Here is a 12,625-nt window from a genome sequence, read left to right on the forward strand (position 1 = left end):
TATGTTCTGGAATAATGTTGTTTTATGAGTACAATCTCTTCCTTAGCATGAAACACAACTATTTAATAACATGTCCGTTTTATTGTTTTATCAAAATTACAAATGACCCATTTTCATACTCCGATGTAAGTTTTAATGTTTGCTTCCCTTTTACTTTATTTTTTTTAATCCAACTAGCATTTTGGATATCTATGGAATACATATCAAAAGTCCCAGAAGCTTCATTAAGATTCAATAAAACAGAACCTTTACTAGGAAAATATATAATATAACTCTTACCAAGAGAAGCTGTGAGATAAGCTTCATCAGGATCACAATCTAAAAGTAGCCTCATGTTGGGTTGCAAATCCCAAAACTTGACTTTTTCTTCCACCATACGTACAGATTTAATACAATTTATTGAAACCTTACTTAATCCCAGTCCGGCTGTAGGACGATGAAAACGACTTGAAGCCAATCCTCCTACAATATTTCTAAAAAACACTCTTGCTGCATGGCTTGAATTTATACCTTCTTCTGCACTTTTATGGGTGGATGATCCATATATTTTTACATGATTGATAGGTCTTGCATTCTTTGAAAGATACGCTTTAACATTTTGAGCCCCTAGCCAATTTTCATAACCTTGATTCCAACTGTTCTGGGAAATATCAACATAATCATACAGTTCAGGGTGATCAAATGTGCGTTTATGTTCATCACTTGTAAGATCATGCGCATTCCACATTTCAGTAACATATATCTTTTTATCTCCTGCTTTTTCCTTAATATATCGCGCCCAATATGCGCCCCAAGCCTCTTCGGCACTGGTCTCGTTATCTATACAATAAAGCACGTTGCTGTATTTTAAAGAAATAGACAGTAATTTATCAACATAAGCCTTCTGGTATTTAAAAACAGTTGCATTGTTCCGCAGATTTGGCGTGGTAAAAAAGAATGGCTGAGTATTTTTCCCTGGATGCTTGGGATATTCTTCAACAAAACCAGATGCTTCGTAAGTATAGCAAACATTATTGACTGGGTTATATGGATTAGGTTTCCATTCCTCACGGGAATAATCAAACCTATCCCAAATTTCAATTTGTACAATGATGTTTCTTTTTGCTGTTTCTTCTAAAAAAGCAGTAAAACGATTCCAATAAGCATCGTTCCATTGTCCAAGATCATACATTCCATTTGGTAATTTCAAAAATGGATATACTTCAAAACCCATAGCCTTTCTATCGCTCATTGTATTTCGCACATAGTTGGCTCCTACATCTACCATTGAGTCTAAATGAGGGACAAGCTTTTCTATTGGCCATTGAAACAGGTTATCATCATTGCTGCCTCCCAATAAAAGTGTTGGCTTGCCATTATATGTCCAATAACCAGCATGTTCTTTTCTTATCTCAATCCCGTTGTCCTTGGATGAACAACAAGAAAGCACTATAAGTAACATAAAAATTAAAAAGATTTCAGTTTTATGTGCTTTCATTTTCCTTACCATGCCTTCTTTATTAAAAAAATTGTTTGTACCAATATTTTATTATTATTTATATGAGTAAGAATTTTTCGAAAAATTCATGCTCATATATTTCTAAATGCGTTTATTTTTCTTTCTTGTAACCAGTATTAGAGACTCCCAATATCTTTTTTAACTGTTGCTTACCTATCTGACCTCCCACAAAATCATCAAACGTTTTATCTGTCGCTTCAATAATATGATCAGAAATAAAAGCAACGCCTTCTCTGGCTCCCTGTTCCGGGCTCTTAATAACACATTCCCATTCTAAAACTGCCCAAACATCACATCCATGTTCTGTTAACTTAGAAAATACCCTCTTGAAATCTACCTGTCCATCACCAGGGGAACGGTATCTCCCAGCTCGGTCCCTCCAATCATTATACCCTCCAAACATTCCTTTTTTTCCTGTTGGATTAAACTCTGAATCCTTTACATGAAAGGCCTTTATAAACTCATGGTAATGGTCTATGTAAGTTATATAATCCAATTGCTGTAACACAAAATGGGAGGGATCATATAAAATATTGACCCGCTTATGATTCCCTGTTGCCGTAAGAAATCGTTCAAATGTATCCCCATCGTGAATATCCTCCATAGGATGCACTTCATAACAAACATCAACGCCATTTTCATCAAATGCATTTAATATAGGTAACCAGCGGTCTGCCAATTCCTTAAAGCCCAGCTCAACCAATCCTTTTGGCTGCTGGGGCCATGGATGGACCATAGGCCACAATAATGACCCAGAAAATGTAGCATGTGCCTTAGTTTTTAACCTTCTACTTGCAATGGCCGCATTTTTCATTTCTTGAATGGCCCATGCGGTTCGCTCTTTTGGCTTCCCTTTTAAGTGGTCTGGCACAAAAACATCGAACATAATATCATGGGCGGGATGAACCGCCACCAACTGCCCTTGTATATGTGTGGACAATTCGGTTAGTTCCAATCCATAGGAATTAATTTTTCCTAGAAGCTCATCGCAATAGGTTTGGCTTTCCGATGCTTTTGCCAAATCTATCAATCGCTTATCCAAGGTTGGCATTTGAATGCCTTTATACCCCAAACCACTTGCCCATTTGCATAACCCATCCAAAGAATTAAACGGGGATTTGTCGTCCATAAATTGAGCTAAAAATATAGCTGGCCCTTTAATTGTCTTCATTGTCTTCATTTTCTATGGCCACCCAAACATTGCCTTTGTGGTGGGATTCAACTACCTTTTCAATAAAACCGATCCCTCTCACCCCATCCATCATTGTGGGGAACTCGCCTTGGTCATACGGCTCTTTGTTAATGGCCCTTGCTACTCCTTTGTAAATATTCCCCATCGCATCAAATATACCTTCAGGATGTCCTGGCGGTAATTTAGTTCCTTCCAACGACAAACCGGAATTATAAGAATGCCCCGGTTTTAAAACACGAAGTGGCCTGCCTTCTTCCATCAAGTACAAATGATTGGGGTTTTCTTGCTCCCATTTCAGGCCCGCCTTATCCCCGTATACCTTGACTATAAAATTATTTTCTTCCCCTGTTGCTATTTGGCTTGCGCATATAACACCTTTAATATTATTGGTACAGCGTAACAAAACTGTCCCGTCCACATCCATCTGGTTATCCGTATATACATAATTCAAATCTGCCAGAACGGATTCTATTTTCTCTCCAGACACATACTCAAGCATGTCAAATGCATGTGTGCCGATATCGCCGATACAACAACTAATTCCTGCCTTTTCAGGGTTCAACCGCCATGTCGCTGATCGTTTTTCCTTATCATGGATAATTGGGTTGATCCATCCTTGATAATATTGGGCATCTATTTTATGGATGTTCCCTAATTCCCCATTTTTTACCATGTGCCGCATTTGACGAACCATTGGATAACCGGTATAGGTATAGGTTACCGCAAATACAGTCCGTGATTTTTTTAATGAGGCTTTTAAAACCTTTGCTTCTTCATAAGTTGTTGTTATTGGTTTTTCACAAATGACGTGAAAACCATTGTCCAACAGCTTTTTAGCCATTGGAAAATGAAGAAAATTAGGGGTAAGAATCGATACGGCCTGCATTCTTTCTTCCCTTGGAAGTTTTAGCTCTTCTTCAACTAGGGTATCAAAATCTTTATAAATCCTGTTGGTTGGCACCCCTATTTGTTCGGCAAAACCTAGATTTTCTTCCCATACAGGGTTAAAAACACCTCCAACTAGTTGATATTTACCGTACATGGTGGAAGCAATTCTATGGAGCACCCCAATTAAAGAGTCTCCGCCGCCGCCCAATATGCCCAATCTTATTTTTTTACTCATTAATATATTTTAAGCTTTATACACTACTTTCTCATTCTTAAAAAAGATGGCAAAAAATACAAAAACCCCTATAGCAAAAAGAGCAGGAAAGGTCCACACAGCTTGCCAACCATGTTCCCCTGTTTTTAAGAGGTTTCTGTCAACTATGTTCCCAGCTACCCAAAACCCTACCAACATGCCTACTCCGTAGGTTGTCAAGGTAATCAAGCCTTGGGCTGCATTCTTTATTTTATCTCCCGCTTTGGAATCGGTATAAATCTGTCCGGACACAAAAAAGAAGTCATAACAGATACCATGTAACGCGATACCTATTACCAGCATAAAAAACAAATCCCCCCTATTGCCTAAAGCAAACAGCCCATATCGGATGGCCCAGGCCAACATTCCAAAGAGAATCGTTCTTTTGAACCCGTACTTTTTAAAGAAAAAAGGCAACAGCAACATAAAAGCGACTTCTGAAAGCTGACCTACAGAGGCCCATGCTGTTGAATTCTCTACTTTATATTCTGTTAAGAAGGGGCTAATGTTCTGGTAATAAAACGCCAACGGAATGCAGATCAAAACCGAGGACACAAAGAACACCAAAAAGTTCCTGTCCTTTAAGAGTTCTAACGCTTCCAAACCTAGGATGTCTGAAATGCCCACTTTCTCCACTTTTCCTTTGGGAGGTGTTTTGGGCAACGTGAAACTAAAAACGCCCAATAAGGCGGATGCCACTGCTACCATTATAAATGTGTTTGAGAGCATGCCATGTCTTATGCTTTCTATTGAGTCCCATTTAAAGACAAAACTTATGGCTAAACCTGCCAAGATCCATCCCATGGTCCCAAAAACCCTTACCCTTGGAAATTGCTTTGCGGGGTCATCCATTTGATTAAATGACACTGAATTCACCAAGGCCAACGTTGGCATATAAACTATCATATACCCTAAAACATATGGATAGAATACAGCAAACTCTGTTGATTCCGACATTCGATACATTAAAAAAGCCCCCGCAAGATGCAGTGCCCCCAAAATTTTTTCAGCATTGAAAAAACGGTCGGCAATTAAACCAATTACAAAGGGCGCTATAATGGCACCCCATGATTGGGTGGAATATGCCATGCCCGTTTCCGATCCCGTAGCACCTAGATCGTTCCCTAAAAAAGAACCCAGTGTCACGAACCATCCGCCCCAAATGAAAAATTCGAGGAACATCATCAAGGACAATTCATATTGGGTCGATCTTTCCATCTGTTTTAGTTTAGTTAGTTTTGTTTGTTTGTTTTTCTGGTTTTATTTTAAAGACTCTGCTGCATTTAACAAAAGTGCCTTAGTAGCTAGAGTCCCTTCTTCCTCACTTAACCTATCCCCTTCATATTCAACACCTATATAACTGCTATACCCAGAATTCTTTACTATTTGCAACATCTTATAATAATCAATTTTAGTTTCATTGCCCTTTTCGTCAAAATCATATGACTTGGCACTTACTCCTTTGGCCATTGGCATCATTTCCTCTACCCCTTTATACCTGTTATAATCTTTTCCCCCTGCACAGGTATTATCTTCGTTCTTTTCCATACAAAAATTACCGAAATCCGGAAGCACCCCTACATTGGGCAGGTGCACTTCTTGAATGACCTCTACAAGCATCGCTGCATTGGATGAGAACCCACCATGGTTCTCTACAATAATATTTATATGCTTATCGGCTGCGTACCCTGCCAACCTTGAAAGTCCTGCTACTGAGGCTTCTTCCCATTCTTTTGCTCCTGACGACCCACGCAGATTAACACGTATGGAATGGCACCCTAATCTCTGACCGGCATCTACCCATTTTTTATGGTTTTCCACAGCTTCATTCCTATCGGCTTCATCTGGAGATGCCAAATCACCTTCTTCATCAACCATGATCAATACATTTCTTACCCCACTTAACTCACTCATTGCATTCAAAGAATCTATTACCTTGTCAAATCCTAATTTTTTTATTTCTTTTAAATATAACATACTGACATATTCCACACCTTCAAATCCCATTTCTTTCGCTATAGGAGCAAATTGAAACAAATCCTTTTCCTTTTTCCTGAAAGATCTGTGCAAAGACCATTGTGCCAATGACAATTTGAAGAAAGGTACTTTTTGAACGGATTCTATAACATCACTTTGAAGTTGTTCCGGTTTTTCATTGCTCATATTTTTACAACTGAAAAACAGAACAATTACCAATAAAGTAATTGATAGATAAATTATTATATAGGTTATTCTTACAAAAGCTTTTAATTTCATTTTTTAATATTTATTTTTTTTCTAATAAAATCATAATCCAGGTCCCTTTAGTTTTAAACTTTTAACTTCATTTTTATTCTTAAAAATGTATGAACGCCAAAAACCAATAAAAACCAATATAGTTGAAATTGTCCCGCCCATATAAGACCATTGATTATCCAACTGAAATCCTTCCGGAGCAATTAATATATAGGTACTAGATACCATTGTCATAAAAACAGCTGGAACCAAAGAAACCCAATACGGCTTATCCTCACCTACAAGATAAGCCGTAATTGTCCATAAAACAATGGTAGCCAATGCCTGGTTACTCCATGCAAAATAGCGCCAAATAATACCAAAATCGATTTGAGTGAGTAGAAATGCAATAATAAACAGAGGCAAACTAACATAAATCCTTTTAAAAATATTTGTTTGGTCAAATTTGAATATATCTGCTATAATTAGCCTTGCAGATCGAAAAGCGGTATCACCAGAAGTTATGGGTGCAGCAACAATTCCCAAAATAGCCAAAACGCCCCCAACGCCTCCCAGCATTTTTAAAGATATTTCATTAGCTGCCCAAGCAGCATTATTTCCATTACTTAACATAGCATGATTTAAGCTTTCTACACCACCAAAAAAAGCCATAGCGGCAGCTGCCCATATTAATGCTACAATACCTTCTGTAATCATAGCTCCATAAAATATCTTACGCCCTAATAATTCAGTTTTCATACACCTAGCCATCAATGGAGATTGTGTCGCATGAAATCCAGATATCGCACCACAAGCAATGGTAACAAACAATATTGGAAATAATGGTGTACTGTCAGGATTAGAAGTCATATTCCTAATGTTGGCAGGAATTAATTCAGGAATATGGTATTTTCCAAAAAACAATGCTGCTAATAACCCTACAGCCATAATTAACATAGCTATACCAAATACAGGATACAACTTGCTAATGAGTTTATCAATTGGTAACAAAGTGGATAATAAATAATAAATCAAAATTACAAACACCCAAATCCATACACCATAAGAGTGCCCAGTCATACCATCAATAATCTTAGCTGGTCCCATTAAAAAAACAGTTCCCACAAATATCAACAACACAATGGTAAAAAGCCTCATAAACTGTTTTGCACTACTACCGAGGTATATACCTACGACTTCACTAATGCTCAAACCATTATGTCGTAATGAAAGCATACCTGAAAAATAATCATGTACAGCACCCGCAAAAATACTTCCTAAAACTATCCACAAAAAAGCTGAAGGACCAAACATGGCTCCTGAAATCGCCCCAAAAATAGGGCCAAGACCAGCAATGTTAAGAAATTGTATTAAAAAAATACGCCATGCAGGAAGTGGTGTAAAATCCACATCGTCCCTCAAACGTAATGCAGGTGTGACCCTATCTTTATTTATGTCAAAAACATTTTCAACAAACTTTCCATAGGTGAAATATCCAGCTATTAAAACACCAATAGATATAATAAAAGTTATCATCTTTATAGTTTAGTTTTTTTATTCATTAAAAAAATATATAAGAGTTTCCATCAAAGTATTATGAAATCTTAATTTATATTTCGAAAATTTCTGATTAGTTAAATTAGAGTTCAAAAAAAATTGAATAATCACTACTATTAACAAACATGCTTCAAAAAACATGTGTCAGATCAGCGTTTATTAACAAAATTTACAAGAACTATCTTTATAAATTTTATTTTGATGTAAATATATAAATTTTATGTAATCGATTACTATAAATTTAAAAAAGAAGGAAATCAAAATTTTAAAATTGGTTTCCTCTTTTCAAAATGATATTAAAAACCGTTTTGACTATCAAGGATTACTTGATAAAAAAGCGATTATTGATCCTCTTAACAAAAACAATTACTAAGTAATTTCAAGAGACTGATTTAAAAATATAGACCCCACATAATGATTGCCCAAAATGTATCAAACTTAAAAATTATTTGAAACTCTTAAAAAGAATTTAATTAACCTAATTATGGTTATTTAAATCTATCCTAATTGCAAAGTAGATACAGTAAGTCACCTTATACAATTTGAAATTAATATCTAAAATCGAGAATAAATTAATACCAAATCTTTAAAAGAAAATTACATAGGCAAAATATACAGTTTTCTAAACATCAACAGATATAATAGAAAAACAACATCATATAGTTAAAAAAAAGTCTTTTTTTGTCACCCATTTTTCATTTTCTTCAATTACATATAATAAAACTTGGTTTATGATCATAAAAATCTTTTGATTTCAATAATCAAATACAAATAAACACAAACCAAATACAAATAAACAAAATTAATTGAAAATAAACGAAAATATTCGAAAAAATAAATTAAATTAGCTAAAATTTGCTTTACACCAATTCTACAACAAAACACAATAAATAATTTCACATTTATCAATGAGTCACACAGAATTTAAAACTTCAGAAGAAGACTATGATGCCATTGTCGTTGGCACAGGTATTTCTGGAGGATGGGCAGCCAAAGAACTTTGCGAAAATGGTTTAAAAACACTCGTTCTTGAACGTGGCAGAATGGTTAAACATATTGAAGACTATCCAACCGCACATTTAGACCCTTGGGATTTCCCAAATGCAGGCGACGCTACCAGAGACATAAAACAGCGTAAGTTCAAACAGCACAGGGACAAGCATTTAACAAAACAAGAATGTGAACATTTTTTCGTAGACGACACTAAACATCCTTATAACGAAGATAAACGATTTGACTGGCTAAGAGGCTATCAGGTTGGAGGTCGCTCTTTGGTTTGGGGAAGACATAGTTATAGGCTTAGTGATATTGATTTTACTGCAAATAAAAAAGACGGCAATGGGGTAGATTGGCCAGTGAGATACAAAGATATTGCCCCTTGGTATGATCATGTTGAAGAATTTATTGGTGTAAGTGGTGAAAACCTAGGTTTGAAACAGCTACCCGATCAGAAGTTATTAAAACCAATGAATCTCAATTGTGTTGAAGAACGTTTAAAAGAGAAAATTGCAGAAAAGTTTGATGACGGAAGAGTTTTAACCATTGGTAGGGTCGCACATATTACAGAGGGCACAAAGCCAGGATTAGGAAGAAGCACCTGTCAATTTAGAAACAGATGTAGAAGAGGATGCCCGTTCGGTGCTTATTTTAGCAGTAATTCATCAACGCTGCCTACTGCTGAATCTACTGGAAACATGACTCTAAGGCCTAACTCCATTGTTCAGCATGTTATTTATGACGACAAAACTAAAAAAGCAACAGGAGTAAAAGTGATTGACGCCGAAACAAAAGAAACCTTTATATTTAGAGCAAAGGTTATTTTTTTATGCGCTTCCAGTATCGCTTCGGCTGCTATTTTATTACAATCGAAATCTGATCGTTTCCCAAATGGTTTAGGAAATGACAGCGGAGAATTGGGCCACAATATTATGGATCATCATTTTCATGTGGGAGCTGAAGGAATAGCCGTAGGTTTTGAAGACAAACTAGAAAAAGGCAGGCGCCCTACAAGCATATATATTCCTCGTTTTCGAAACATAGGCGAGGGCACAAATCTAAAAGAATTTGTTAGAGGCTATGGCTATCAAGGAGGTGCTACAAGAAAAAATATATCTGAGTTAGTTGCAGAAATGAAATACGGCCCTAAACTTAAAGAAGCTATTTTAAAACCCGGACAATGGAAGGTTAGTTTAAATGCTTTTGGAGAAACACTTCCCAGTCATGATAATAAAATGTATCTTGATTACAATAAACTTGACGATTGGGGACTACCTACAATAACATTCAATGCTGCGTTTGGCAAGAATGAACTTGCCATGAGAAAAGACATGAAAGCACAAGCCGTAAAGATGTTAAAAGCAGCAGGTTTTGAAAATGTTAAAGGATATGATAAATTTAATAAAATCGCCATGGGATATGGCATACACGAAATGGGAACCGCTAGAATGGGCAGAAATCCCAAAACTTCTGTTTTAAACAAATTCAATCAAATTCACGCCTGCACTAATGTATACGTGACAGACGGTTCATTTATGGTCTCATCTGGTTGTCAAAATCCTTCTTTAACCTATATGGCATTCACTGCCAGAGCTGCAAACCATGCCGCTGAACAGTTAAGAAAAGGTATTTTTTAATCACTTTTATTATGAAAAGACGAACGGCATTAAAAAAAATCGGGCTTGCCACAAGCTTTTTTGCAGCCACCCCTGCTATTATCAGCTTATTGCAAAGTTGTAAAAGTGATATCAAAACTTGGGCACCAGAGTTTTTAAGCATTGATCAAGGCATTGTGCTTATCAATCTTGTGGATATTATATTACCAAAAACAGAGACTCCATCAGCTATTGAATTAAATATCCCTCAGTTTATAGATAAATATATAAAGGATGTTTTTGATGATGAAGAACAAATCGAGTTTAAATCGGCTTTTACAAATATAATATCAATACTAAAACCCAATACTGAAAGTAATATTAATGAAATTCCACAAGAAACCTACAAAACCCTTTTAGATAAACACATGTTAATTGAAGAGGACATTGACGAAGAAAGAGAAGCAGATCCAGAGTCTTTAAAGATGACTAAATCAGAACTTTTAAATAGCATAAAAAATTTATGTGTTAGAGGCTATATAACTAATGAAGAAATTGGGGAGAATGTTTTAGCTTATGATCCTGTTCCCGGTGCCTACTATTGCGGAGACTTACAACTGTTAACAAGAGGAAGATCATGGTCTTTATAAATCATAACCTTAATTAGCTTAAATAAAAAACAGCATTCAACACTACAGACATAAAGCCATGCTTACTATGAATGAAATAGAATACGACTTTTAATGAACCTTATTTTTTGATTCAAAAGTTTAACGATAAGGGGACAATCTTGTATAAGATTAAATAGAAACAAACAGAGCCATAAGAGTTAAAGTTAAATTATAAAAGTCATCATAAAATATAGAAAACCATTACTGTAAAAAATAGAAATGAAAACCCACAAAATACTAACAATAGCTTTAATTACCTTAAGATTAAGTGCATTCAGTCAAGAAAAACCAAACGTTCTATTCATTGCAATTGACGATTTGAACGATTACGTGAATTGTATGAATGGTTCAATTAAAATACCTACACCGAACATAGACAAATTAGCTAAACAAGGCGTATTATTTACCAATGCACATTGTCAGGCTCCAATATGTGGCCCATCAAGAGCAAGTATTATGACAGGCCTATATCCTTCAACCACTGGGAATTATTTACAGTTAAATGATGTGGATATAAAAAAATCAAATGATGCAAGTAAAAATGCGATTTTAATGCCCGATTTTTTTGAAAAATACGGATACAAAACAATGGCTGTTGGAAAAATTTACCACAATGGAGATGCTGCAAACACCTTTGATGAATATGGGGGGAAGTTTGCGGGGTATGGACCAATGCCTAAGAAAAAAATGAACTATGATCCAACAAAAATTGAAGGTAAAATTGGTAATACCATGACTGACTGGGGAGCATACCCAGAACACGACAGCCTCATGTCTGACTACCAAAGTGCAAAATGGGCAGTAAAAAAACTAAAGGAATCACATGACAGTCCCTTTTTTCTGGCTGTGGGATTTATTCGTCCACATGTACCATGGTACGTTCCTAAGAAGTGGTTCGATATGTTCCCTATTGATAGTATTGAAACTCCACCATATAAAAAAGATGATTACGATGATATTCCTGAATTAGGAAAAAGAGTGACCAACGCTCCAATGATGCCAACAACAGAAGAGCTTATTCAATCGGGTGAATGGAAAAGTGCAATTCAAGCATATATGGCATGTATTGCGTTTGTGGATGCTCAGGTTGGGAAAGTTTTATCGGCACTTGAAGAATCAAAATATAATAACAATACCATTGTCGTTTTATGGTCGGATCATGGATATCATTTAGGTGAAAAAAATAGATTTGCAAAACAAGCACTATGGGAAAGAGACACCAGAACTGTTTTGATTTTTAAGGACATAAACACCAATGGTGGAATAACATGTGACAAGCCCGTCCAACTCTTAGATATATATCCAACACTACTGGAGCTTTGTAATCTACCTCCATATCAATTAGCAGAAGGACATTCTTTATCACGACAGATTCATGGTTCCGATAAAGACTGGTTACATCCTGCCCTTTCTTTTTATGGAAAAGGCAATGTGGCAGTAAGGGATGATCGATTCCGATTAATACAATATGAAGATGGTTCATTGGAGCTATATGATTTATTAAGCGATCCAAACGAGTGGTTCAATTTAGCGAAAGAAGGTGGGCACCAAGAAATAATAAAGACATTAAAACAATTCATTCCAACCCATTGGGCCGATAATTCTATTTATAGTCATTATGATTTTAATGAGTATTTTATTGAAAAATCAAAAAATGACCATTAATTTATTTATAATCAAACAAATATAACAAAATTAAAATTTCATAAGTGAATAGATAAAAAACAATGTTTATTAATCCACTGGACGTCATTTTTTAAG

Annotated in this window: 9 protein-coding genes; 3 read left to right on the forward strand and 6 right to left on the reverse strand. The window is 35.7% G+C overall.

All coding sequences use genetic code 11. The annotated features are described in order from the left end of the window. Positions 1-79: 79 nt before the first annotated feature. The 6 genes from ACGLWY_RS07365 to ACGLWY_RS07390 all read right to left on the reverse strand — a co-directional run bounded on the left by ACGLWY_RS07365 (position 80) and on the right by ACGLWY_RS07390 (position 7,581). Positions 80-1,489: a hypothetical protein gene (locus ACGLWY_RS07365; RefSeq protein ID WP_396619032.1), complete on the reverse strand. Its 1,410-nt coding sequence runs from the start codon at positions 1,487-1,489 to the stop codon at positions 80-82. A 100-nt stretch (positions 1,490-1,589) separates the two neighbouring features. Then, a complete protein-coding gene (locus ACGLWY_RS07370) occupies positions 1,590-2,669 on the reverse strand; it encodes a sugar phosphate isomerase/epimerase family protein (protein WP_396619033.1) in 1,080 nt (359 codons plus the stop codon). Beyond that, positions 2,656-3,813 (reverse strand): Gfo/Idh/MocA family protein, encoded by a 1,158-nt coding sequence (locus tag ACGLWY_RS07375; RefSeq protein WP_396619034.1) that lies wholly within the window; start codon positions 3,811-3,813, stop codon positions 2,656-2,658. Before ACGLWY_RS07375 ends, ACGLWY_RS07370 begins: the two co-directional genes overlap by 14 nt. Positions 3,814-3,822: 9 nt before the next feature. After that, on the reverse strand, positions 3,823-5,049 hold the full coding sequence (locus ACGLWY_RS07380) for a nucleoside permease (RefSeq protein WP_396619035.1): 1,227 nt from the start codon (positions 5,047-5,049) through the stop codon (positions 3,823-3,825). A 42-nt stretch (positions 5,050-5,091) separates the two neighbouring features. Then, positions 5,092-5,994, reverse strand: a complete 903-nt coding sequence (locus ACGLWY_RS07385) for a sugar phosphate isomerase/epimerase family protein (protein WP_396619036.1) — start codon at positions 5,992-5,994, stop codon at positions 5,092-5,094. A gap of 123 nt (positions 5,995-6,117) precedes the next feature. Continuing rightward, positions 6,118-7,581 carry a carbon starvation protein A gene (locus tag ACGLWY_RS07390; RefSeq protein ID WP_396619037.1) on the reverse strand — a complete coding sequence of 488 codons (1,464 nt, stop codon included), beginning with the start codon at positions 7,579-7,581 and terminating at the stop codon, positions 6,118-6,120. 929 nt (positions 7,582-8,510) lie between these two features. Between ACGLWY_RS07390 and ACGLWY_RS07395 the strand changes: the two genes are divergently transcribed. The 3 genes from ACGLWY_RS07395 to ACGLWY_RS07405 all read left to right on the forward strand — a co-directional run bounded on the left by ACGLWY_RS07395 (position 8,511) and on the right by ACGLWY_RS07405 (position 12,529). Next, a complete protein-coding gene (locus ACGLWY_RS07395) occupies positions 8,511-10,235 on the forward strand; it encodes a GMC oxidoreductase (protein ID WP_396619038.1) in 1,725 nt (574 codons plus the stop codon). Between the two features lie 11 nt (positions 10,236-10,246). Continuing rightward, positions 10,247-10,843: a gluconate 2-dehydrogenase subunit 3 family protein gene (locus ACGLWY_RS07400; RefSeq protein ID WP_396619039.1), complete on the forward strand. Its 597-nt coding sequence runs from the start codon at positions 10,247-10,249 to the stop codon at positions 10,841-10,843. Between the two features lie 240 nt (positions 10,844-11,083). Continuing rightward, positions 11,084-12,529 (forward strand): sulfatase, encoded by a 1,446-nt coding sequence (locus ACGLWY_RS07405; RefSeq protein WP_396619040.1) that lies wholly within the window; start codon positions 11,084-11,086, stop codon positions 12,527-12,529. Positions 12,530-12,625 lie beyond the last annotated feature (96 nt).

Source organism: Mariniflexile sp. HMF6888 (assembly GCF_044335535.1).
Classification (GTDB): domain Bacteria; phylum Bacteroidota; class Bacteroidia; order Flavobacteriales; family Flavobacteriaceae; genus Mariniflexile.